This window comes from Pseudomonas sp. GW821-FHT09E12, assembly GCF_059416085.1.
This window is the reverse complement of sequence record NZ_JBWKOM010000003.1, coordinates 411,703-435,796: the sequence shown is the minus strand read 5'-3', so window position 1 is coordinate 435,796 and position 24,094 is coordinate 411,703. Positions and strand designations below refer to the sequence as shown.

The window sequence follows — 24,094 nt, the reverse complement described above, 5'->3', positions numbered from 1 at the left end:
ACATATTTACGCTTGCGGCCGCATGTGCGGGAACAGGATCACGTCGCGGATCGACGGGGAGTTGGTCAGCAGCATCACCAGGCGGTCGATGCCGATACCTTCACCGGCGGTCGGCGGCATGCCGTACTCCAGGGCGCGAACGAAGTCGGCATCGTAGTGCATGGCTTCGTCGTCACCGGCGTCCTTGTCGGCCACCTGGGCCATGAAACGCTCGGCCTGGTCTTCCGCGTCGTTCAACTCGGAGTAGGCGTTGGCGATTTCGCGGCCACCGATGAACAGCTCGAAACGGTCGGTCACGTTCGGGTTCTCGTCGTTGCGACGGGCCAGCGGCGAGACTTCGAACGGGTACTGGGTGATGAAGTGCGGCTGCTCCAGCTTGTGCTCGACCAGTTCTTCGAAAATCATCACCTGCAGCTTGCCCAGGCCTTCGAAGCCGAGCACCTTGGCACCGGCCTTCTTGGCGATAGCGCGAGCCTTGTCGATGTCGTTCAGGTCCTCAAAGGTCAGCTCGGGGTTGTACTTGAGGATCGAGTCGAACACCGACAGGCGGGCGAACGGCTCGCCGAAGTGGAACACCTTGTCGCCGTACGGCACGTCGGTGCTGCCCAGGACCAGTTGCGCCAGTTCGCGGAACAGTTCTTCGGTCAGGTCCATGTTGTCTTCGTAGTCGGCGTAGGCCTGGTAGAACTCCAACATGGTGAATTCAGGGTTGTGCCGGGTCGAAACGCCTTCGTTACGGAAGTTGCGGTTGATCTCGAACACTTTCTCGAAGCCACCGACCACCAGGCGCTTGAGATACAGCTCCGGGGCGATACGCAGGAACATTTCCATGTCCAGGGCGTTGTGGTGGGTCTCGAACGGCTTGGCCGCCGCACCGCCGGGAATGGTCTGCAGCATCGGCGTTTCCACTTCCAGGAAATCACGCTTCATCAGGAAGCTGCGGATATGGGCGATGACTTGCGAACGCACGCGGAAGGTTTCGCGTACGTCTTCGTTGACGATCAGGTCGACGTAGCGCTGGCGATAGCGCTGCTCGGTGTCGGTCAGGCCGTGGTGCTTGTCCGGCAGCGGACGCAGCGACTTGGTCAGCAGGCGTACCTGGGTCATCTCGACGTACAGGTCGCCCTTGCCGGAACGGGCCAGGGTGCCTTCGGCGGCGATGATGTCGCCCAGGTCCCAGGTCTTGACCGCGTCCAGGGTTTCTTCCGGCAGGGTCTTGCGGTTGACGTAGACCTGGATCCGCCCGGTCATGTCCTGGATCACCATGAACGAGCCACGGTTGAGCATGATGCGACCGGCAACCTTGACCGGGATTGCAGCCTCGGCCAGCTCTTCCTTGGTCTTGTCCGCGTATTGCTTCTGCAGGTCGTTGCAGTAGTTGTCGCGGCGGAAGTCGTTCGGGAAGGCATTGCCCTTGGCGCGCTCGGCAGCAAGCTTTTCCTTGCGCAGGGCGATCAGGGTGTTTTCTTCCTGTTGCAGGGCCTGGTCGAGTTGTAGGTCGCTCATGTCTTTAAATTTTCCATCACAGGTACGTTGCCCCTTGCCTGTGGCAAGGGATCGCGGGCCAGCCTCGCTCCTACAGAAGCGCGCCGTGCCCGCGGCATGGGTGTCGCGGCTTACAGCCCCGATTTCAGGCTGGCCACCAGGTATTCGTCGATGTCGCCGTCGAGCACCTTGTCGCAGTCACTGCGTTCGATGTTGGTACGCAGATCCTTGATCCGCGAGGCATCGAGCACGTAGGAGCGGATCTGGTGACCCCAGCCGATGTCGGACTTGGTGTCTTCCAGCGCCTGGGAAGCGGCGTTGCGCTTCTGCATTTCCTGCTCGTACAACTTGGCCCGCAGCATCTTCATGGCGGTGTCCTTGTTGGCGTGCTGGGAACGTTCGTTCTGGCAGCTGACCACGGTGTTGGTCGGTACGTGGGTGATACGCACGGCCGAGTCGGTGGTGTTTACGTGCTGGCCACCGGCACCGGAGGAACGATAGGTGTCGATGCGCAGGTCCGCCGGGTTGATCTCGATTTCCACCTTGTCGTCGATTTCGGGCGAGACGAATACGGCCGAGAACGAGGTGTGGCGGCGAGCGCCGGAGTCGAACGGGCTCTTGCGTACCAGGCGGTGCACGCCGATCTCGGTGCGCAGCCAGCCAAAGGCGTACTCGCCCTTGATGTGCACGGTGGCGCCCTTGATCCCGGCGACTTCGCCTTCGGACAGTTCCATGATGGTGGCGTCGAAGCCACGCTTGGAGGCCCAGCGCAGGTACATGCGCAGCAGGATGTTGGCCCAGTCCTGGGCTTCGGTGCCGCCGGAGCCGGCCTGGATATCCAGGTAGGCGTTGTTCATGTCCATTTCGCCGCTGAACATGCGACGGAATTCCAGCTTGGCCAGGGCCTCGTCGAGACGGGTCAGTTCGGCGACCACATCGCCTACCGCGCCTTCGTCGTTCTCTTCGACGGCCATCTCCAGCAGATCGCGGCAATCGGCCAGGCCACCGGACAACTCGTCCAGGGTCTCGACGATCTGTGCCAGCGCGGAGCGCTCGCGGCCCAGTTCCTGGGCGTATTCAGGCTTGTTCCAGACGTTCGGATCTTCAAGCTCGCGGTTGACCTCGGTCAGACGCTCATGCTTTTGATCGTAGTCAAAGATACCCCCGAATAGTTTCGGAGCGCTCGGACAGGTCCTTGATAGTGTTAAGGATCGGGTTGATTTCCATGGCAGGCAGCACTCGTTGGCGAACTTTTGAAAGCCGGCGAGTATAACGTAATCAAGCTGGTGCGGCAGCCCGCCTGGCGGCTTTAGGCCCCCGCGGTGGCGGTTTTTTTCACTCGATCCCCACCTGATTGCGACCATTGTGCTTGGCCAGATACAGGCCTTTGTCGGCGGCCGAGATCAATTGCCGGCAACTGGTGCTCGGCTGCGGCGTCATGGTGGACAGACCGATGCTGATGGTCAGGCTCGCCCCTTCGGTCGGCGCGATATGCGGAATCTTCAGCGCGGCCACGGTCTGGCGCAGTTTCTCGGCCACCAGCCGCGCCCCGCCGGGCGAGGTGTTCGGCAGCACCAGGGCAAACTCCTCCCCGCCGTAACGCGCCGGCAGATCCGACGGTCGGCTGCTGGCTTCGCGGATTGCCGTCGCCACCTTGCGCAGGGCTTCATCGCCTTCCAGATGACCGAAGTTATCGTTGTAGGACTTGAAGTAATCGACATCGATCATCAGCAGCGACAACTGGGTCTGGTCGCGCATTGCCCGGCGCCACTCCAGTTCCAGGTACTCGTCGAAATGCCGGCGGTTGGACAGGCCGGTCAGGCCATCGGAGTTCATCAGGCGCTGCAGCACCAGGTTGGTATCGAGCAGCTGCTGCTGGCTGACCCGCAGTGCGCGATAGGCCGCGTCCCGCTGCAACAGGGTCATGTAGGAGCGCGAGTGGTAACGGATGCGCGCCACCAGTTCGATATTGTCCGGCAGCTTGACCAGGTAATCGTTGGCCCCGGCGGCGAAGGCCGCACTCTTGATCAGCGGGTCTTCCTTGGTCGAAAGCACGATGATCGGAATGTTCTGGGTCGCCGGGTGGTTGCGGTACTCGCGCACCAACGTCAGCCCGTCCAGGCCCGGCATCACCAGGTCCTGCAGGATCACCGTCGGCTTGATGCGGATCGCCTGGGCAATGGCCTGGTGCGGGTCGGCACAAAAGTGGAAGTCGATGTTTTCTTCATTCGCCAACCCACGCCGCACAGCCTCACCGATCATTGCCTGGTCGTCGACCAGCAGCACCATCGCAGCATTTTCATCGGTTTTAAAATCGTCGAGCTGTAAATCATTCATGGGTTGTCACCTGAGTTGCTACCTGGCCAGGACAGCTGCGTTTGTCGGTCATTTGGCAAATATCTCCAGCAATCGTGGAGCGATCTTGTCCAGTGGGCGAATCTCTACGGCAGCGTCGATGGCAGCGGCCGCCTTGGGCATGCCATACACCGCACTACTCTCCTGGTCCTGGGCGATGGTCAGATAACCCTGATCGCGCATCAGTTTCAGGCCCTGGGCGCCATCGCGGCCCATGCCGGTCAGCAGTACGCCGATCGCATCGCCATTCCAGTAACTGGCGACACTTTCAAAAAACACATCGATCGATGGCCGATAGATCTCGTTTACCGGCTCGGCGGTGTAGGCCAGGGTGCCGTTCTTCAACAGCCGGATATGGTGATTGGTCCCGGCCAGCAGTACCGTACCGCTCTGCGGTGGCTCACCTTCGCGGGCCAGGCGCACCTTGAGCCTGGAGGCGCTGCTCAGCCATTCGGCCATGCCTGCGGCAAACACCTGGTCGACGTGCTGCACCAGCACGATGGCGGCCGGAAAATGGGCGGGCAGCCCCTTGAGCAACACTTCCAGCGCCGCCGGGCCACCGGCGGACGAGCCGATCGCCACCAGGCCCTGGCGTTGCGCCATGGTGCGCATCGGCACCGGTGCCGAACGCACGTGGTTGCCGCGCTGCTGGCCGATCAGCCAGCCGATATTGAGGATCTTGCGCAGTAAAGGCGCCGCCGCTTCCTGCGCATTGCCGGCCCCCAGGGCCGGTGTATCGACCACGTCCAGCGCGCCATGTCCCATGGCCTCGAACACCCGATGCACGTTCTGCTGGCGATCCACCGTGACGATCACGATAGCGCAAGGGGTTTCGGCCATGATCCGGCGGGTCGCCTCCACGCCGTCCATCACCGGCATGATCAGGTCCATCAGGATCAGGTCGGGCGTCAGCTGCGCGCAGTACTCAACCGCCTCGGCGCCATTGGTCGCGACCCACACCACTTCATGCGCGGGTTCGAAGGCCAGGGCCCGGCGCAGGGCCTCCACGGCCATGGGCATGTCATTGACGATCGCGATTTTCATGCCCGCGCTCCTCCAATCAGCTCCACCACCGCATCCAGCAGGGCGTCATCATGGAAACTGGCTTTGGCTAGATAATAGTCGGCCCCGGCATCCAGTCCACGGCGCCGGTCCTCTTCGCGATCCTTGTAGGAAACCACCATCACCGGCAACGACTGCAGGCGATTGTCACGGCGCAGGAGTGTGACCAATTCAATCCCATCCATTCGGGGCATATCGATGTCGGTGATCAGCAGGTCGAAGTCTTCCGAACGCAAGGCGTTCCAGCCATCCATGCCGTCGACGGCGACCGCTACGTCATAACCACGGTTGAGCAAAAGCTTGCGTTGCAGCTCACGCACGGTGAGCGAGTCGTCGACCACCAGGATGCGCTTGCGCGCCGTCTCGGCCTGATGGCGGTTGTGCCGGGCGATGCGTTCCAGACGGCCGGTATTGAGCAGCTTGTCCACCGAACGCAGCATGTCCTCGACGTCGACGATCAGCACCACCGAGCCGTCATCGAGCAAGGCTCCGGCGGAAATGTCCTGGACCTTGCCCAGGCGGTCGTCCAGCGGCAGCACCACCAGGGTCCGCTCGCCGATGAAACGCTCGACCGCCACGCCGTAGACCGCGTCGCGCTCGCGAATCACCACGACCTTGAGCGTGGATTCATTGTTCTGCCCCGCCGGGCGTTGCAGCAACTGGCTGGCCGCGACCAGGCCGACGTGGCGGCCTTCGTGCCAGAAATGCTGGCGTCCTTCCAGCTGGACAATGTCGTCGGGCTCCAGATCGCACATGCGTTCGATATGCGCCAGCGGGAAGGCATAGGCCTCTTCGCCGACCTCCACCACCAGGCTGCGCACCACCGACAGGGTCAGCGGCACTTCGAGGTGGAAACGACTGCCCTGCCCCGCCACCTGCTCCAGCTGCACCGCGCCACGCAACTGGCGCACCATGTGCTGCACCGCGTCCAGGCCGACACCGCGCCCGGAGACCTCGGTGACCTTGTCCCGCAGGCTGAAGCCCGGCAGGAACAGGAAGGTCAGCAGCTCTTCTTCGCTCAGCTGGGCAGCGGTCTCGGCGGGGGACAACTGGCGCTCGACGATGCTCTGGCGCACCCGTTCCAGGTCGACGCCATTACCGTCATCGCTCAGTTCCAGCACCAGCAGCCCGGCCTGGTGGGAAGCGCGCAGGCGAATCAGGCCCTCGGCCGGCTTGCCCGCCAGCAACCGCTGTTCGGGCGTTTCGATGCCGTGATCGACCGCGTTGCGCAGCAGGTGGGTCAGCGGCGCCTCGAGTTTTTCCAGCACGTCGCGATCGACCTGGGTCTTCTCGCCCTCGACCTCCAGGCGAACCTGTTTGCCCAGGCTGCGCCCCAGGTCGCGAACCATCCGCACCTGGCCCACCAGCACATCGGCGAACGGCCGCATGCGACAGGCCAGCGCGGTGTCGTAGAGCACCTGGGCGCGCTGGCTGGCCTGCCAGCCGAATTCATCCAGCTCGGCGGTTTTCTCTGTCAGCACCTGCTGGGATTCCGCCAGCAGGCGTCGCGCATCTTCCAGGGCTTCGAGGGCCTCCAGGCCCAGCACCTGCTCCTTGAGATGTCCATTGAGGTTTTCCAAAGCGCGCAGGCCGTTGCTCTGCAGGCGCTTGAGGCGCTGCAGAGCCGCCAGGTAGGGCTTCAGGCGCTGGGTTTCCACCAGCGACTTGCTCGACAGGTCGAGCAGGCTGTTCAGGCGTTCGGCCGTGACCCGCAACACCCGTTCGCCCCCCTCGGCGAGCTTCTTGCCCTTGTGCGTAATCGCCGCGGCTGTCTCTTGCAGCGTTTCCTGCAATACCTCCTGCGGCATCTCGAACGGCGGGACCTGTGGTTCGGGTTCGACCCGCGGAGCCTGCATTTGCAGCTCGGCCATGGGCGGCAGGTGCGGCTCGATCCGGGGCAGGACAACGCCCGCAGGCGCCGCGCCCGGCGAGCTGACCAACTGCTCCATGAGCGCCACGTAGGCGGCAATGTCCTGCTCACTGACCTCGCTGCCCGGCGTGGCGATGCGCATCAGGAAATCGGTGCCCTGCAGCAGCGCATCGATATGTTCGGGACGCAGGTACAGCCGCCCTTCCTGGGCGCTGACCAGGCAATCTTCCATCACATGGGCCACGCTGACCCCGGCGTCGACCCCGACGATCCGCGCCGCGCCCTTGAGCGAGTGGGCGGCGCGCATGCAGGCTTCCAGCTGGTCGGCCTGGGTCGGATTGCGCTCCAGCGCCAGCAGGCCGGCACTGAGCACCTGGGTCTGGGCTTCGGCTTCCAGGCTGAAGAGTTCGAGTAGCGAGGCGTCGCGCATTTGATCGGGGGTCATGTCAGGCTCCGGGTCACGGCGGACAGCAACTGCTCTTCATCCAGCCAACGCAGGCTGCGGCCCTTCCATTGCAGGACGCCACGGGTGTACTTGGCACTGGCCTGCTGGCCGGAAACCGCGGCGGCGTCCAGGGTACGCTCGTCGATGGCATGGATGCCCTCCACCTCGTCCACCGGCACCACCACCGGGCCGCCCTGGGCGGCGATGATCAGCATCCGCGGAATCACCCGCGCCCCCGACACGACCGTGCTGGTGGAGTCCAGCCCCAGCAGCTCCACCAACGACAGGCACGCCACCAGCGCACCACGCACATTCGCCACGCCCAGCAAGGCTCGCGAGCGCTGGTGCGGCAAGGAATGGATCGGCTGCAGCGGCGCCACTTCCACCAGGCAACGGGTGGCAATGCCCAGCCATTCCTCGCCCAGGCGGAACATCAATAACGAACGGGTGACGACATCCGTATCGGCCTCGACCGCTTGCTCATGGCGCTCCTGCTGCAACGCATAGCGGTCGAGCAAGCGGGTGGCCGCGGCGGAATACACCGAGCAATTGCGGCAATGCACATGCCCGGCCAGCAACGGGCAACTCTTGTCGCCGTGGATACCGATACGGTTCCAGCAATCGTCGATAGCCTGCGCATCTTCGTGGGTCACGTTTAACGAAACAGAGCCGCTCATGATTTACGCTCACTGTCTGCTGCACGGCCGCTGCGGGCCGCGCGCTCCTGCAATCGACGGGCACCGGCAACGTCTCCCTGGGAAGCCAGCAAGGCGGCCAGGTGCGCCAGCGCTTCGGCGTGCTGCGGATCCAGGTACAGGGCCTTGCGATAGAAACCCTGGGCTTCCAGGGCGCTGCCCGCCACGTCGCTGAGCAGCCCCAGCCAATAGAACACCTGCGCCACCGGCTCGTGGGTGTCCAGGTAATGCTCGCAAGCCACCCGGGCCTCGGCGCTTTTGCCTTCGTTGGCCAGGGCCGCGATGCTCGCCAGCAACGTCGTGGCATCGCTGGCCGGCCTGGTCGGCGCGGGGCGCTGGCTCGCCACCACACTGGAAAACGGCCGGCTGCGCACGGGCGGCGCGATGCCGCGCACCGGCTGGCGCGCCGGCAATGCGCTCGGCACGAAGGCCGGTGCCGGCGTGGGCTCGGGTTCGTTATGCCGGCTGAAGGCAAAGGACTGGGCAATGCCGATCGAGCGCATACCCAGGCGGCCCAACAGGCTGCCTTCGGCCGGGCCGATGAACAGCACGCCGTCGACATGCGTCAGGCGCTTGAGCACTTCGAACACCTGACGCTGGGTCGGCTGATCGAAATAGATCAGCAGGTTGCGACAGAAGACAAAATCGTAGGGCGGCTCATTGGCCAGCAAGGTCGGGTCCAGCAGATTGCCGACCTGCAGGCGCACCTGCTCGCGCACCCGCTCGCTGAGGCTGTAGCGCTCATCTTCGGCGGTGAAATGCCGTTCGCGAAAATCGCTGTGCTGGCCGCGAAAGGAGTTCTTGCCATACACCGCCTGCCTGGCCCGCTCGACCGATAGCGGGCTGACATCGAACCCTTCGACCTTGAACTGATGAGGGGCCAGCCCGGCATCGAACAGGGCCATGGCAATCGAGTACGGCTCCTCGCCGGTGGAACACGGCAGGCTGAGGATGCGCAAGGCGCGCATGCCCTTGAGTTCGGCAAGCCGCGAGCGCGCGAGTTTGGCCAGGGTCGCAAAGGATTCCGGGTAACGGAAAAACCAGGTTTCCGGAACGATCACCGCTTCGATCAGGGCCTGTTGTTCATCCCGCGAGCCTTGCAGGGTCTGCCAGTAATGGTCGGCGCTGGGCGCCTGCTGGGCGATGCTGCGCTGGCGCACCGCGCGCTCGATGATCGCCGGGCCCACCGAGGCCACATCGAGGCCGATGCGCTCCTTGAGAAAATCGAAAAATCGCTGGTCGCTGCTCATGACGACTCCCCGAGCAACGCCGGATCCAGCGGCGGCGAGGGAAACAGCAGCGCACGCACCTCGGCATCCAACAGATCGTCGACACGCACCCATTGCAGCAGGCCCTGGGCGTCTTCGTAGACCGGGCCCAGGTACGGCGCATTGCGGTTATCCAGGCCGTAGGCCTTGAAGTCCTGCGGGTTGCAACGCAGGGTGTCAGTGGCCTGCTCGAGGATCAGCCCCAGCAACTGCGCGGGCTGTGCCGTCTGCGGGCGGTAATGCACCAGCACCAGGCGGGTGCTGGTGCGCTCCTGCGCCGGCTCGCCAAAGGTCAGGGCACTCAGGTCGAGCACCGGCACCACCGCGCCGCGATGGGCGAAGACCCCGGCCACCCAGGACGGCGCCCGGGGAATCGGCTTGAGTTGCAGGCGCGGCAATACCTCGACCACCTCGATGGCCTGCAAGGCGTAACGTTCGGTACCGATGCGGAACACCAGGAACAGCGCGTCTTTCGTCGCCGTCCCTGCGCCGCCTTTCGCTGCGAGCTCGTTCATCAGACTTTGAAACGCGAGACGCCGCTGCGCAGCCCCACCGCCACCTGGCTCAGTTCATCGATGGCGAAACTGGCCTGGCGCAGCGACTCGACGGTCTGGCTGCTGGCATCGCCCAGTTGCACCAGGGCGTGGTTGATCTGCTCGGCACCGGTGGCCTGGGCCTGCATACCCTCGTTGACCATCAACACCCGCGGCGCCAGGGCCTGGACCTGATGGATGATCTGCGACAACTGCTCGCCGACCTGCTGCACCTCGGCCATGCCGCGGCGCACTTCTTCGGAGAACTTGTCCATGCCCATGACCCCGGCCGATACCGCCGACTGGATCTCCCGGACCATTTGCTCGATATCGTAGGTGGCGACCGCGGTCTGGTCCGCCAGGCGCCGCACTTCAGTGGCCACCACGGAAAAGCCGCGCCCGTACTCGCCGGCTTTCTCGGCTTCGATCGCGGCGTTGAGCGACAGCAGGTTGGTCTGGTCGGCGACCTTGACGATGGTCACCACCACCTGGTTGATGTTGCCGGCCTTCTCATTGAGGATCGCCAGCTTGGCGTTGACCAGGTCGGCCGCGCCCATCACCGAATGCATGGTTTCTTCCATGCGCGCCAGGCCTTGCTGGCCGGAACCGGCCAGCACCGACGCCTGGTCGGCGGCGGTGGAGACTTCGGTCATGGTGCGCACCAAGTCCCGGGAAGTCGCGGCGATCTCTCGGGAAGTAGCGCCGATCTCGGTGGTGGTCGCCGCGGTCTCGGTGGCGGTCGCCTGTTGCTGCTTGGAGGTGGCGGCGATCTCGGTGACCGAGGTGGTGACCTGGACCGAGGAGCGCTGCGCCTGGGACACCAGGGAGTTGAGCTCGGTCATCATGTCGTTGAAGCCGGTTTCCACGGCGCCGAATTCGTCCTTGCGCTCCAGGTTCAGGCGGCTGGTCAGATCGCCCGTGCGCATGACGTCGAGGATTTTCACGATACGGTTCATCGGCGCCATGATCGCGCGCATCAGCAACAGGCCGCACAGGCCCGCCGCCAGCACCGCCACCAGCAGGGAAACGCCCATGGTGACTTTGGCCGCGGCCACCGCATCGTCGATCTGCGAGGCGGCCGAATCGGCGACTCCTTTGTTCTCGTCGATGATGTCGTTGAGCTTTATCCGGCCAGCCACCCAGGTCGGGGTCAGCTGTTCATTGAACAGGCGCACCGCCTCGTCTTCCTTGTTTTGCACATGCAGGTCGAGGACGGCGGCCTGGATCTTGATGAATTCCTGGTGCTGTTTCTCGAACGCCTCGAATTCGCTCTGGTCCTGGCGGGTGGTGATGGTGTTTTTATAGCTGCTCAGGTGTTGCTGCAGGCGCTGCTCGAAGTTCTTGAAGTCCGCCGCATCCTGGGAACTGATGCCCTGGCCTTCCTTCAAGCCGATGATTTCCTGGGTGTGCAGGTAGCTGTCGACCCAGGCGCCGCGGACCATCGAACTGAAATAGACCCCGGGAATGGCATCGGAGCGCATGCGGTCTTCGCCGGCCTCGATCTTCAACAAACGGGAGTACGAGGCTATGACCATCAGCAGCATGATGGTGATAATCACCGCAAAGCTCGCCAAAATGCGTTGGCGCAACGTCCAGTTCTTCACAGTCAGTCCTCGGGGCCATTCAAATGGTGGGGAGTATAGCCGAGGGCGTGCCATCATTTATCAGCGTATTGCGCACCACGTCTCACTCAGAGCGAAAGGCAGGGTCCGCTCTGGAGGGCTACTTTCCGCCAGATGACTCGAGCGCCGCCAGTGATGATCCGGCATAAGCAGAGGGCATTTCTGCCATCAAAGAGGGCGTGCGAAGCTTTCTCCAGCGCACGCCCGACTGGCGTCAAAGATTGGCCTGGCGCACCTGTTTTTCCAGTTCGAGTTTCAACCCCGGCTCCAGCTTGAGTTGACGCGCCAACTCATCCAGATAGGCCTTTTCCATGAAGTTTTCCTCGTCCACCAGCATCACGCTGGCGACGTACATTTCGGCGGCCATTTCCGGGCTGCCGGCGGCACGCGCCACATCCGCCGGGTCCAGGGGTTTGTTGAGTTCGGCGTGCAGCCAGTGCTGCAGCTCCTGATCGTTGTCCAGCCGGGTGAACTCACCTTCGATCAGGGCGCGCTCGCGCTCGTCGATATGACCATCGGCCTTGGCCGCGGCCACCAGCGCCTTGAGGATCGCCTGGCTGTGTTGTTCGACCTGTTGCGCGGGCAGGCGGTCGAGGGTCTGCGGCTCGCTTTTCGGCGCGCCGGCCTGCTGCGCCTGCCAGTTGCCGTAGGCCTTGTAGGCGATCACGCCCAACGCCGCCAGACCGCCATAGGTCAACGCCTTGCCGCCGAATTTGCGGGCTTTTTTATTGCCCAGCAGCAGGCCCATGGCGCCGGCCGCCAACGCCCCGCCGCCAGCGCCGGACAACAGGCTGCCGAGCCCGCCCGAACCGCCACCGAGCAACCCGCCCAGCGCGCCCTTGTCGGCAGCGGATGTCTTGTTCTGCTGCGCCCCGGTCTTGTTCTGCAACAGGTCCTGGCCAGACTTGAGCAGTTGATCGAGCAATCCACGGGTGTTCATCCAAACCTCCAGCAACTTGAGTTGATCGAATCAATAAGGCCACCAGCCTAGATCGAAGTGCCCCGATCCTGGGCTCGAGTGTGCTTCCAGATGTTGCTTCGCCAGGCTCGGTCGTATGCCTGGGCAGCCCTTCGATTAAAAAGATATACACTCGAAAAAATCGATAAAATCGCTTGACCGGTGATTGCCCATGATGACCTTGCGCCAGATCCGTCACTTCATCGCCGTGGCCGAGACCGGCTCGATCTCGTCCGCCGCCCAGGCGGTGTTCATTTCCCAGTCGACCCTGACCCTGGCGATCCAGCAGCTCGAACAGGAAATCGGCGTCAGCCTGTTCAACCGCCACGCCAAGGGCATGACCCTGACTCACCAGGGCCACCAGTTCCTGCGCCAGGCGCACCTGATCCTGGCCACGGTCGACAATGCCAAGCGCAGCCTGCAACAGAGCACCGACCAGGTGGCCGGCCAGTTGATCGTCGGCGTGACCAGCCTGGTCGCCGGTTACTACCTGGCGGACTTGCTCACGCGTTTCCAGCGCGCCTACCCCAATGTGGAAATCCGCGTGATGGAGGATGAGCGCCCCTACATCGAGCACTTGCTGGTCAGCGGCGAAATCGACGTCGGGGTGTTGATCCTCTCCAATCTCGAGGACCGCCACGCCCTGCAGACCGAAGTGCTGACCCACTCCCCCCACCGCCTGTGGCTGCCCGCCCAGCACCCGCTGCTGGAACACGACAGCATCAGCCTGGCGGATGTCGCTCGCGAGCCGCTGATCCAGCTCAACGTCGATGAAATGGACCGCAATGCCCAGCGCCTGTGGTCCGGCGCCGGCCTGCAACCGCGCATCACCTTGCGCACCGCCTCCACGGAAGCGGTGCGCAGCCTGGTGGCGGCCGGGCTTGGGGTGTCGATCCAGCCGGACATGACCTATCGCCCCTGGTCGCTGGAGGGCGACATCATCGAGGCCCGGCCCATCGCCGACCTCAGCCAGACCCTCGATGTCGGCCTGGCATGGCGCCGGGGCACGGCGCGCCCGGCGCCGGTCGACCCGTTCCTGACCGTGGCTCGTGAACAGCCCCACGGCGGGCGCAAGCCATCTATTTAATCGAACGCTGCATTCAGTATTTGGTATTTGTCGAGTACCGGCCCCGCCACTAGTCTCTGATCATCCGTCCAGAGAGGGCCGGGCCTCCGTCACTGGAGAGCACCATGGCCATACAAGAAAAGAGAACCCGGAAAATGGCTGGCGCGCAGACTCCGTTGTCCACCGCTTTGTTGATCGATGGCGAATTGGTCGCCGGCCAGGGGCTTGTCGAACCTATCCTCAACCCGGCCACCGGCGAAGTGCTGACCCGGATCGCCGAGGCCAGCAGCGAACAGGTGGAAGGCGCGATCCTCGCCGCCCACCGCGCCTTTACCGACTGGTCGCGCACCACGCCCCAGCAACGCTCGAACATCCTCCTGGCGATTGCCGATGCCGTGGAAAAGCAGGCCGACCACCTGGCCCGCCTGGAATCGCTGAACTGCGGCAAGCCGCTGCACCTGGCGCGCCAGGACGATCTGGGCGCCACCGTCGACGTGTTCCGTTTTTTTGCCGGCGCCGTGCGCTGCCAGACCGGCCAGCTCGCCGGCGAGTACCTGCCGGGCTACACCAGCATGGTGCGGCGCGACCCTATCGGCGTGGTGGCGTCGATCGCGCCGTGGAACTACCCGATCATGATGGCCGCCTGGAAGATCGCTCCGGCCCTGGCCGCCGGCAATACCCTGGTGTTCAAGCCGTCGGAGCATACCCCGCTGTCGATCCTGGCCCTGGCGCCGACCCTGGCCGAACTGCTGCCGCGCGGCGTGCTGAACATTGTCTGCGGCGGTGGCGAAGGCGTGGGCAGCCACCTGGTCAGCCACCCCAAGGTACGCATGGTGTCGCTGACCGGCGATATCGTCACCGGGCAGAAGATCCTCCAGGCCGCCTCGAAAACCCTGAAACGCACGCACCTGGAACTGGGCGGCAAGGCCCCGGTGATCGTCTGCAACGACGCCGACCTGCAGGCCGTGGTCGAGGGTGTGCGCAACTACGGCTATTACAACGCCGGGCAGGACTGCACCGCGGCCTGCCGGATCTATGCCCAGGGCGGGATCCATGACCGTCTGGTGGCCGAACTGGGCGCCGCCGTGAGCAGCCTGCGGTTCGCCGGCAAGCGCGATACCGACAACGAGATCGGCCCGCTGATCAGCACTCGCCAGCGCGACCGCGTGGCCAGCTTCGTCGAACGCGCCCTGGGCCAACCGCATATCGAACGGGTGACCGGCGCGGCGGTGCATTCGGGCGCCGGCTTCTATTACCAGCCGACCCTGCTGGCCGGCTGTCGGCAGCAGGATGAAATCGTCCAGCGCGAAGTGTTCGGCCCGGTGGTCACCGTCACCCGTTTCGACGAGCTGGCGCAGGCAGTGGACTGGGCCAACGACTCGGAATACGGCCTGGCCTCATCGGTCTGGACCCAGAACCTGGACAAGGCCATGCAGGTGGCGGCCCGCCTGCAATATGGCTGCACCTGGATCAACAGCCATTTCATGCTGGCCAGCGAAATGCCCCACGGCGGCTTGAAACGCTCCGGTTACGGCAAGGACCTGTCCAGCGATTCGCTGCAGGACTACAGCGTGGTGCGGCACATCATGGCCCGCCACGGCAATGACCTGGAATAACGGCACTAAGCTAATAACAAGCCCTTAGGGCGCGCTCCACCACGTTCACAACTGCCCCGACCATAATTTGAAGAAGAGGGTTTCCCCATGTTCGTGCACAAGACCGCACTGCTCAGTGCAATCACCACCGCCCTGCTGGCCAGCGCCAGCCTCCAGGCCGCCGAACCGCTCAAGGCCGTCGGTGCCGGCGAAGGCCAGCTGGATATCGTGGCCTGGCCCGGCTACATCGAACGTGGCGAGAGCGACAAGAACTACGACTGGGTCACCGGCTTTGAGAAGGAGACCGGTTGCAAGGTCAACGTCAAGACCGCGGGCACCTCCGACGAGATGGTCAGCCTGATGGCCAAGGGCGGCTACGACCTGGTCACCGCGTCCGGCGACGCCTCCCTGCGGCTGATCGTCGGCAAGCGCGTGCAGCCGATCAACACCGCGCTGATTCCCAACTGGAAAAACCTCGACCCGCGCCTCAAGGACGCGCCCTGGTACGTGGTCGACAAGCAGACCTACGGCACGCCCTACCAGTGGGGCCCGAACGTGCTGATGTACAACACCACCGTCTTCAAGCAGGCACCGACCAGCTGGAGCGTGCTGTTCGATGCGCAGAACCTGCCGGACGGCAAGCCCAACAAGGGCCGCGTGCAGGCCTATGACGGGCCGATCTACATCGCCGATGCCGCGTTGTACCTCAAGAGCACGAAACCGGAACTGGGGATCCAGAATCCCTACGAACTGACCGAGGCCCAGTACAAGGCGGTGCTCGACCTGCTGCGCGCCCAGCAACCGCTGATCCACCGCTACTGGCACGACACCACGGTACAGATGAGCGACTTCAAGAACGAAGGCGTGGTCGCCGCCAGCTCCTGGCCGTATCAGGTCAACGGCCTGATCAACGAGAAACAGCCAATCGCCTCGACCATTCCCAAGGAAGGGGCCACCGGCTGGGCCGACACCACCATGCTGCACAGCGAGGCCAAGCATCCCAACTGTGCCTACAAGTGGATGGACTGGTCGCTCACGCCGAAGGTCCAGGGCGATGTCGCTGCCTGGTTCGGCTCGCTGCCAGCCGTGCCGGCGGCCTGCCAGGAAAGCCAACTGCTGGGCGCCGAGGGCTGCAAGACCAACGGCTTCGACCAGTTCGACAAGATCGCCTTCTGGAAAACCCCGCAGGCCGAGGGCGGCAAGTTCGTGCCGTACAGCCGCTGGACCCAGGATTACATCGCAATCATGGGCGGCAGGTGAGTTCCCTGTAGCCGCTGCCGCAGGCTGCGATAAGGCCGAAGGCCTTCAGCGATCTCAAGATCCTGCGCCCCCTTCGGGGTCGATCGCAGCCTTCGGCAGCGGCTACAGGTTCCTGCGCTCTTCGCCAAACCTGATTCCGCGCTTTCCCGGAGCACCGCACCATGACGCTTGCAGTCCAGTTCACCAACGTTTCCCGGCAGTTTGGCGAGGTGAAGGCCGTTGACCGGGTGTCCATCGATATCCAGGACGGCGAGTTCTTTTCCATGCTCGGCCCTTCCGGCTCGGGCAAGACCACCTGCCTGCGCCTGATCGCCGGTTTCGAACAGCCGAGCGCCGGCTCGATCCACATCCACGGGGCCGAAGCCACCGGGTTGCCGCCCTATCAGCGCGACGTCAACACCGTGTTCCAGGATTACGCGCTGTTTCCCCATATGAACGTGCGCGACAACGTGGCCTACGGCCTGAAAGTCAAAGGCGTCGCCAAGGCCGAACGCCTCAAGCGCGCCGAAGAGGCCCTGGCCATGGTCGCCCTGCAAGGCTACGGCGAGCGCAAGCCGGTGCAGCTGTCCGGCGGCCAGCGCCAGCGCGTGGCCCTGGCCCGGGCGCTGGTCAATCGGCCGCGGGTCCTGCTGCTGGACGAACCCCTGGGGGCGCTGGACCTGAAACTGCGCGAACAGATGCAAGGCGAACTGAAGAAGCTGCAGCGCCAGCTCGGCATCACCTTCATCTTCGTCACCCACGACCAGACCGAAGCCCTGTCGATGTCCGACCGCGTGGCGGTGTTCAACAAGGGCCGCATCGAGCAGGTCGACAGCCCGCGCAACCTGTACATGAAACCGGCCACCACCTTCGTCGCCGAGTTCGTCGGCACCTCCAACGTGATTCGCGGCGAGCTGGCCGAACGCCTGAGCGGCAGCCAGCGGCCCTTCTCGATCCGCCCGGAACATGTGCGTTTCGCCGAAGGCCCGCTGCCCAGCCACGAGATTGAAGTCAGCGGCCTGCTGCACGATATCCAGTACCAGGGCAGCGCCACCCGCTACGAGCTGCAACTGGACAACGGCCAGACCCTCAGCATCAGCCGGGCCAACGACCAATGGCTGGACAGCGGCGCCCAGCACCAGACCGGGCAACGCCTCAGCGCGCGCTGGGCCCGCGCAGCGATGATCCCGCTGGCCGATACCCTGGCGAGCGGGGTGTGACATGAACACCCTGGCGATCACTTCCCAAAGCCCCGGCGGCTCGCCGCTGCGGCGCTTTTCCAACCTGCTGTACCGACGGCCGAACCTGTACCTGGCGCTGCTGCTGGTACCGCCGCTGCTCTGGTTCGGCGCGATTTACCTGGGCTCCTTGCTGATCCTGCTCTGGCAGGGCTTCTACACCTTCGACGACTTCACCATGGCGGTCACCCCGGACCTGACCCTGGCCAATTTCGCCGCGCTGTTCCAGCCGTCGAACTTCGACATCATCCTGCGCACCCTGAGCATGGCCATCGCCGTATCGCTCGCCAGCGCCGTGGTCGCCTTCCCCATCGCCTACTACATGGCGCGCTACACCAGCGGCAAGACCAAGGCGTTCTTCTACATCGCGGTGATGCTGCCGATGTGGGCCAGCTACATCGTCAAGGCCTACGCCTGGACCCTGCTGCTGGCCAAGGGCGGCGTGGCCCAGTGGTTCGTCCAGCACCTGGGGCTGGAGCCGCTGCTGCAGTTCATCCTCGGGATTCCCGGGGTCGGCGGCAGCACCCTGTCAACCTCACACCTGGGGCGCTTCATGGTGTTCGTCTACATCTGGCTGCCGTTCATGATCCTGCCGATCCAGGCCTCCCTGGAACGCCTGCCGCCGTCCTTGCTGCAAGCCTCCGCCGACCTCGGCGCCAAGCCGCGCCAGACCTTCATGCAGGTGATCCTGCCGCTGTCGGTGCCGGGCATCGCCGCCGGCTCGATCTTCACCTTCTCCCTGACCCTGGGCGACTTTATCGTGCCGCAGCTGGTGGGCCCGCCCGGCTACTTCGTCGGCAGCATGGTCTACGCCCAGCAAGGGGCGATCGGCAACATGCCGATGGCCGCCGCCTTCACCCTGGTGCCGATCGTGCTGATCGCCATTTACCTGTCCATCGTCAAACGCCTGGGGGCCTTCGATGCGCTCTGACTCAGCCAAGCACGGAGAACCAGCCTCGTTGGGCCTGCGCCTTGCCGCGTGGGGCGGGCTGCTGTTCCTGCATTTCCCGATCCTGATCATCTTCCTCTACGCCTTCAATACCGAAGACGCAGCCTTCAGCTTTCCGCCCCAGGGCTTCACCCTGAAGTGGTTCAGCGTGGCCTTCGCCCGCCCCGACGTACTCGAGGCCATCAAGCTGTCGTTGCAGATCGCCGCCATCGCCACCCTGATCGCCATGGTCCTCGGCACCCTGGCCTCGGCGGCGTTGTACCGGCGGGACTTCTTCGGCAAACAGGGGATTTCGCTGATGCTGATCCTGCCCATCGCCCTGCCCGGGATCATCACCGGCATCGCCCTGCTGGCGACCTTCAAGACATTGGGGATCGAACCGGGGATGTTCACCATCATCGTCGGCCACGCGACCTTCTGCGTGGTGATTGTCTACAACAACGTGATCGCCCGCCTGCGCCGTACCTCCCACAGCCTGATCGAAGCCTCGATGGACCTGGGCGCCGACGGCTGGCAGACCTTCCGCTACATCATCTTGCCGAACCTCGGCTCGGCGTTGCTGGCCGGCGGCATGCTGGCGTTCGCCCTGTCGTTCGACGAAATCATCGTCACCACCTTCACCGCCGGCCATGAACGCACCCTGCCGCTGTGGCTGCTCAACCAGCTCAGCCGGCCGCGGGACGTACCGGTGACCAACGTCGTCGCCATGCTGGTGATGCTGGTGACCATGCTGCCGATCCTCGGCGCCTATTACCTGACCCGCGGCGGCGAAAGCGTCGCGGGCAGCGGCGGCAAATAAAACCGGTTTGGAACCCGGGTCTGTAGGAGCGAGGCTTGCCCACGAAGAGGCCGTCACCTTCAACATTGACGTTGGCAGACACCACGAATTCGCGGGCAAGCCTCGCTCCTACGGAGGCTCGTTTCCATAGAAAAACAATAGATTCGAAGAGGACATGACCATGCAAACCAAACTCTTGATCAACGGCCAACTGGTCAGCGGCGAAGGCCCTGCCCAGGCGGTATTCAACCCTGCGCTGGGCAAGGTGCTGGTGGAAATCAACGAGGCCAGCGAAGCCCAGGTCGATGCCGCGGTGCGTGCCGCCGACAGCGCCTTCGAGAGCTGGTCGCAAACCGTGCCGAAAGAACGTTCGCTGCTGTTGCTCAAGCTGGCCGACAGCATCGAAGCCCATGGCGAGGAGCTGGCCCGGCTGGAGTCGGACAACTGCGGCAAGCCGCTGAGCGCGGCCTTGAACGACGAGATCCCGGCGATTGCCGACGTGTTCCGTTTCTTCGCCGGCGCCAGCCGTTGCCTCAGCGGTTCGGCCGGCGGCGAATACCTGCCGGGGCACACCTCGATGATCCGTCGCGACCCGGTGGGAGTGATCGCCTCCATCGCGCCGTGGAACTACCCGCTGATGATGGTCGCTTGGAAAATCGCCCCGGCCCTGGCCGCCGGTAACACCGTGGTGCTCAAGCCCTCGGAGCAGACCCCGCTGACCGCCCTGCGCCTGGCCGAACTGGCGGCGGCGATCTTTCCCGCTGGCGTGCTCAACCTGGTCTTCGGCCGCGGCGCCACCGTGGGCCAACCGCTGGTGACCCATCCGAAGGTGCGCATGGTGTCGCTCACCGGCTCCATCGCCACCGGCTCGAACATCATTTCCAGCACCGCCGACAGCGTCAAACGCCTGCACATGGAACTGGGCGGCAAGGCACCGGTGATCATCTTCGACGACGCCGACATCGACGCCGCCGTGGAAGGCATCCGCACCTTCGGTTTCTACAACGCCGGCCAGGATTGCACCGCTGCCTGCCGCATCTATGCCCAGGAGGGTATCTATGAGCGCTTCGTCGAGAAGCTCGGCGCGGCGGTCGCCAGCATCAAATACGGCCTGCAGGGCGACCCGGATACCGAACTGGGCCCACTGATCAGCGCCCAGCACCGCGACCGCGTGGCCGGGTTCGTCGAGCGCGCCATCGCCCAGCCGCATATCCGCCTGGTCACCGGCGGCAAGGCGGTGGACGGCAACGGCTTCTTCTTCGAACCGACGGTGCTGGCCGACGCCCGGCAAGACGACGAAATCGTCCGCCGCGAAGTGTTCGGGCCGGTGGTCTCGGTCACCCGCTTCGCTGACGAGGCCCAGGTCCTAGGCTGGGCCAACGACTCGGAGTACGGCCTGGCGTCCTCGGTATGGACCGCCGATGTCGGCCGCGCCCACCGCCTCTCGGCGCGCCTGCAATACGGCTGCACCTGGGTCAATACCCACTTCATGCTGGTCAGCGAAATGCCCCACGGCGGGCAGAAGCTCTCCGGCTACGGCAAGGACATGTCCCTGTACGGGCTGGAGGACTACAGCGTCGTGCGCCATGTGATGTTCAAGCATTAATAAAAAATATTCTAGAAAATGCCCCACTCCTAACTTTTAGAAGTGGGGCTTGCCGACGATAATCGGAATACATATTCAAGGAACGTAATGAAGACCTCCCCTGAGGGCTTAAAAACAAGCCACAACATCATCCATTATTTAAATAAAATAACCTTCCCCCCCTCACCTCCTGCCCCCTAAACCATACATAAATATGACAACACAAAGCTTAATTTCACCATCAAGATAAAGTTTTCTTTTTTAACAATCAACCCACCAACAACACCATACAACTAAACAACCCCTACCTGAAACGCCCATCAAGCTCACGAACGGACAAACTATCAAAAATCACAAAATTAAAACTTATTAATCCTCTAAATTAAAATCAGCAAAACAAAAAACAACAAAAATTCGTCAACACAGAATTACGCACACTCCCTAGCATGACATTTCAGACAACACCTTAAAAAACATTTTACAAAACGAAAAAAATACAATATTTTTAGCACTCTTAAAAACTTAACAAAACACACATAAAGCGTCTAAAAAATGAAGACCCATCAAGAATAAAAACTGCCAGATCAAACTCAAACCTCAAGGAGCGAACCATTAATGCCAAGTGTCCCGGAGCTATTCCCACACACATTCACTGAATACGTACAACTAGTTGAAGCACTAAACACTGATGGCAATCCACTTTGGTTCAGAGGCGTAGGAAAAAAATCACACAAATTACTGCCTGGACTCTATAGACATACGAAAAAGAAAACTGCTCAAGAAATAGCAATACTTGAACGGGACACAATGATTCGTTTCCGACAACGCAGCATCCCATTTTCTGACAAATCCATTGTTGACGACTGGGACGCCCTCTTTTTCATGCAGCACTACAGAGTTCCTACACGTTTACTGGACTGGAGCGAAAACCCATTCATAGCTTTCTACTTTGCAGTAATGTCCGCCCCTTTCACAGTACACAAGAATGACACATTAAAATTTTCTGAAGATGCCGCTGTATGGATATTACAACCGGTCCAATGGAACCAACACGCCCTAAACCATCAGAGCTTTGATGGCGGAATTCTTGTTACAAAAGATCCTGAAATAAAAGGTTATCAACCAGCACCTTCATTTAATGGCATGAACAACCATGCCGTAGCATTATATGGAGCACACAACAGTCCAAGAATTGTTGCCCAACGAGGTGTTTTCACTATATTCGGCCAAAACCTATCATCAATGGACGATGCATACGAACAATCGAACTTCCCTAACAACTGTTTACAAAAAATAGTATTAGAGAAATCTTTACTCCCTGCATTGAGAAAGTCGATTCTCTCCTACGGCATAACGGAGTCAGTAATTTACCCAGACTTAGATGGGCTTGCTGCTGAAATGCGTAGAAATTTTGGATTCGAGGTATAAACAAATGCGTGATCATAAAGCACAGTTCAAAGTTCAATTATTAGAGCCAAAGCCTTTAACTTGGTGGAAAAGTCGACGCCGAAAAATTGACATGGATCCGCCTTATCAACGACGAGGACGACTTTGGTCTGACACCGACAAAGCATACTTGATTGATTCAATATTAAATGGATACGACGTACCAAAACTCTATATGGCCGACTATACATGGAGCGACTCTCCTCTAAATAGCATTAGGCTTCCTTACGCAATCATTGATGGAAAACAGCGATTTGAAGCCATATTCGACTTCTTCGATGGTACAGTCACGCTAAACGATGACTTCGTCTACCTAGCAGATCCCTCCTTAAAACTAGGTGGACTGGGCTATAAGGATCTAGTAAACAACCACCAAGAAATAGCCGAGATATTCGAGACCTATCCGCTGACGATAGTCGGTGTATACGCCAACACCGACGCACCGATCAATGAACTTTTTGTACGTCTAAATAGAAGCAAATCCCTCACCGGCGCAGAAGTTCGTAATGCAATGGTCGGTAAGGCACCTGAGGTCATACGAGAAATAACTAAACATGATTTTTTCAGCACAAACATTGCTTTTTCGGTAAAACGCGGCGCCGATTTAAACGCAGCAGCAAAGCTACTAATATTTGAATTCAGTGAAGACCTAGTAGAAACAAAGAAAAAAACGTTAGATGAATTTGCAAAAGATGCAGCAAAACGTGGAAAGGCCACCCTCGAACTATCAATGCGTCGTATATTTCAGGTTCTTGACGACATGTCACAAATATTTCTTCCTAAAGACAAGCTATTAGCGAACGGAGGCATACTGCCAGTCTATTACTGGTTCATAAGAAATTTACCAGAAACAGACTACCACTTAGTACGTGAATTCTTAGTAAGTTTCGAAGAGGCGAGAAGCCAAAATAGAGACCACGGGAATGACCAAGGCCTAGACAGACGACTCGTTGAGTATGACAACTTAAATCGCAGCACTAACGATTTGCAAAGTCACAAAGGGCGACTAGCGATACTTCAAGAGCGCTTCATCAAATGGGTAACTCAAAGCAAAAGAATAAGAAAAACCATATAAAAACACAGACAATATATGCCCGGTATAAAATACCGGGCACATTAAAACCACCAACTTAATCCAAGCATAAACTCTGTGAGCCATATATTATTCAAGCACTGAATTAAGAAGCACTGAAAGCGCTGCTAATTTGTGTCCCATAAAGCCTTCCGTCACCAACCACATCTCTCGGTAATGGCTACGAAAAGCGCAAACACAGATGGATATCCTCCGGTTCAAGTCGTAACAACCACGGATCCGGCGCATGTAACAGCTCGCAGCCCAGGCGGCGATAGAAATCCACGGTATTGCGCGACGGCGTGGCCGAGACATACAGCCCCTCGCCGCCCATGCGCCGTGCCTGCTCGGCGGCCAGGCCGAACAAGCGCTGGCCCAGGCCGCGCCCGCGATACGCCTGGCTGACATGCAGGAACTTCAACTGCCGCAGCTGCAGGCCGGCGTTGTGGATCACCAGGCAATCGACCACCGCGGCGGCCACCAGCCGGTGCTCGTCGAACACCCCGTACAGCCAGCCGCCGCGCTGTTCACACGCCTGCAAGACCTGCGCGTCATGCTCGGCTTCGCCGGGCGGCCAGCCGGTCACCACCTCGCGCTGGGGATAACCCAGCAGTTGCCCGTCCTGCAGGCGGTAGAACGCCTCGATCAGCTCTGCACGGTCAATCAGTTTGAACAGCGGGATGTCTTGCGGGGTCAAAGGGCGTTCATTGAGCATCTTGGTTTTCCTGAAGCCATCCGTGGTTTTACGTATCGATACACGCGGGGCATTTTTTGCCTCGGGCGAACCGATTATTCTATCCGGCAGCTGTTAAAAGTCCGTTGTGTTTGGCCGA

The 24,094-nt window shown here is 61.6% G+C and carries 20 protein-coding genes; 9 read left to right on the top strand and 11 right to left on the bottom strand.

The window, feature by feature from the left end:
• Positions 1-6 precede the first annotated feature (6 nt).
• The 10 genes from lysS to AC07PQ_RS10440 form a co-directional block, all read right to left on the bottom strand.
• A complete protein-coding gene (lysS, locus tag AC07PQ_RS10485; protein ID WP_007927975.1) occupies positions 7-1,506 on the bottom strand; it encodes a lysine--tRNA ligase in 1,500 nt (499 codons plus the stop codon).
• A gap of 110 nt (positions 1,507-1,616) precedes the next feature.
• Positions 1,617-2,712 (bottom strand): peptide chain release factor 2 gene (prfB, locus tag AC07PQ_RS10480; RefSeq protein WP_097136878.1). Its coding sequence is split into 2 segments (ribosomal slippage): positions 1,617-2,639 and positions 2,641-2,712, totalling 1,095 coding nucleotides; the frame shifts between segments, so codons are not numbered across the junction.
• 108 nt (positions 2,713-2,820) lie between these two features.
• The gene (locus tag AC07PQ_RS10475) at positions 2,821-3,822 is read right to left on the bottom strand and encodes a response regulator (RefSeq protein WP_007927977.1); all 1,002 of its coding nucleotides are present in this window, start codon (positions 3,820-3,822) and stop codon (positions 2,821-2,823) included.
• Positions 3,823-3,870: 48 nt separating this feature from the next.
• Entirely contained in the window at positions 3,871-4,884 is a 1,014-nt protein-coding gene (locus AC07PQ_RS10470; RefSeq protein ID WP_493185462.1) for a chemotaxis response regulator protein-glutamate methylesterase, read from the bottom strand.
• Positions 4,881-7,217, bottom strand: coding sequence for a hybrid sensor histidine kinase/response regulator (locus AC07PQ_RS10465; protein ID WP_007927980.1), 2,337 nt, complete (start codon positions 7,215-7,217; stop codon positions 4,881-4,883). Before AC07PQ_RS10465 ends, AC07PQ_RS10470 begins: the two co-directional genes overlap by 4 nt.
• Positions 7,214-7,894 (bottom strand): chemotaxis protein CheW, encoded by a 681-nt coding sequence (locus AC07PQ_RS10460; RefSeq protein ID WP_101336940.1) that lies wholly within the window; start codon positions 7,892-7,894, stop codon positions 7,214-7,216. Before AC07PQ_RS10460 ends, AC07PQ_RS10465 begins: the two co-directional genes overlap by 4 nt.
• Positions 7,891-9,162, bottom strand: a complete 1,272-nt coding sequence (locus AC07PQ_RS10455; RefSeq protein WP_007927983.1) for a CheR family methyltransferase — start codon at positions 9,160-9,162, stop codon at positions 7,891-7,893. The genes AC07PQ_RS10460 and AC07PQ_RS10455 overlap by 4 nt, the downstream gene beginning before the upstream one ends.
• A complete protein-coding gene (locus tag AC07PQ_RS10450) occupies positions 9,159-9,695 on the bottom strand; it encodes a chemotaxis protein CheW (RefSeq protein ID WP_007927986.1) in 537 nt (178 codons plus the stop codon). Before AC07PQ_RS10450 ends, AC07PQ_RS10455 begins: the two co-directional genes overlap by 4 nt.
• A complete protein-coding gene (locus tag AC07PQ_RS10445; RefSeq protein ID WP_007927988.1) occupies positions 9,695-11,317 on the bottom strand; it encodes a methyl-accepting chemotaxis protein in 1,623 nt (540 codons plus the stop codon). The genes AC07PQ_RS10450 and AC07PQ_RS10445 overlap by 1 nt, the downstream gene beginning before the upstream one ends.
• A gap of 232 nt (positions 11,318-11,549) precedes the next feature.
• Positions 11,550-12,275: a tellurite resistance TerB family protein gene (locus AC07PQ_RS10440; RefSeq protein WP_493185461.1), complete on the bottom strand. Its 726-nt coding sequence runs from the start codon at positions 12,273-12,275 to the stop codon at positions 11,550-11,552.
• A gap of 190 nt (positions 12,276-12,465) precedes the next feature.
• Here AC07PQ_RS10440 and AC07PQ_RS10435 point away from each other — a divergent pair, with 190 nt between their 5' ends.
• The 9 genes from AC07PQ_RS10435 to AC07PQ_RS10395 all read left to right on the top strand — a co-directional run bounded on the left by AC07PQ_RS10435 (position 12,466) and on the right by AC07PQ_RS10395 (position 23,264).
• Positions 12,466-13,380, top strand: coding sequence for a LysR family transcriptional regulator (locus tag AC07PQ_RS10435; RefSeq protein WP_493185460.1), 915 nt, complete (start codon positions 12,466-12,468; stop codon positions 13,378-13,380).
• A gap of 104 nt (positions 13,381-13,484) precedes the next feature.
• Positions 13,485-14,975, top strand: a complete 1,491-nt coding sequence (locus tag AC07PQ_RS10430; RefSeq protein ID WP_493185459.1) for a gamma-aminobutyraldehyde dehydrogenase — start codon at positions 13,485-13,487, stop codon at positions 14,973-14,975.
• Between the two features lie 87 nt (positions 14,976-15,062).
• Complete coding sequence (gene ydcS, locus AC07PQ_RS10425; RefSeq protein WP_007927994.1) at positions 15,063-16,214, top strand: putative ABC transporter substrate-binding protein YdcS; 1,152 nt, start codon at positions 15,063-15,065, stop codon at positions 16,212-16,214.
• A gap of 161 nt (positions 16,215-16,375) precedes the next feature.
• Positions 16,376-17,413 (top strand): ABC transporter ATP-binding protein, encoded by a 1,038-nt coding sequence (locus AC07PQ_RS10420; protein WP_053259762.1) that lies wholly within the window; start codon positions 16,376-16,378, stop codon positions 17,411-17,413.
• Between the two features lies 1 nt (position 17,414).
• Positions 17,415-18,362: an ABC transporter permease gene (locus AC07PQ_RS10415; protein WP_007927996.1), complete on the top strand. Its 948-nt coding sequence runs from the start codon at positions 17,415-17,417 to the stop codon at positions 18,360-18,362.
• Complete coding sequence (locus AC07PQ_RS10410) at positions 18,352-19,179, top strand: ABC transporter permease (protein WP_007928000.1); 828 nt, start codon at positions 18,352-18,354, stop codon at positions 19,177-19,179. Before AC07PQ_RS10415 ends, AC07PQ_RS10410 begins: the two co-directional genes overlap by 11 nt.
• A gap of 160 nt (positions 19,180-19,339) precedes the next feature.
• On the top strand, positions 19,340-20,764 hold the full coding sequence (locus tag AC07PQ_RS10405) for a gamma-aminobutyraldehyde dehydrogenase (protein WP_493185458.1): 1,425 nt from the start codon (positions 19,340-19,342) through the stop codon (positions 20,762-20,764).
• Positions 20,765-21,358: 594 nt separating this feature from the next.
• Positions 21,359-22,171 (top strand): FRG domain-containing protein, encoded by an 813-nt coding sequence (locus AC07PQ_RS10400; RefSeq protein WP_493185457.1) that lies wholly within the window; start codon positions 21,359-21,361, stop codon positions 22,169-22,171.
• Between the two features lie 4 nt (positions 22,172-22,175).
• Positions 22,176-23,264 (top strand): DUF262 domain-containing protein, encoded by a 1,089-nt coding sequence (locus tag AC07PQ_RS10395; protein WP_493185456.1) that lies wholly within the window; start codon positions 22,176-22,178, stop codon positions 23,262-23,264.
• Between the two features lie 178 nt (positions 23,265-23,442).
• Here the strand turns inward: AC07PQ_RS10395 and AC07PQ_RS10390 are convergent, their stop codons facing one another.
• On the bottom strand, positions 23,443-23,976 hold the full coding sequence (locus AC07PQ_RS10390) for a GNAT family N-acetyltransferase (RefSeq protein WP_493185455.1): 534 nt from the start codon (positions 23,974-23,976) through the stop codon (positions 23,443-23,445).
• Positions 23,977-24,094: the final 118 nt, after the last annotated feature.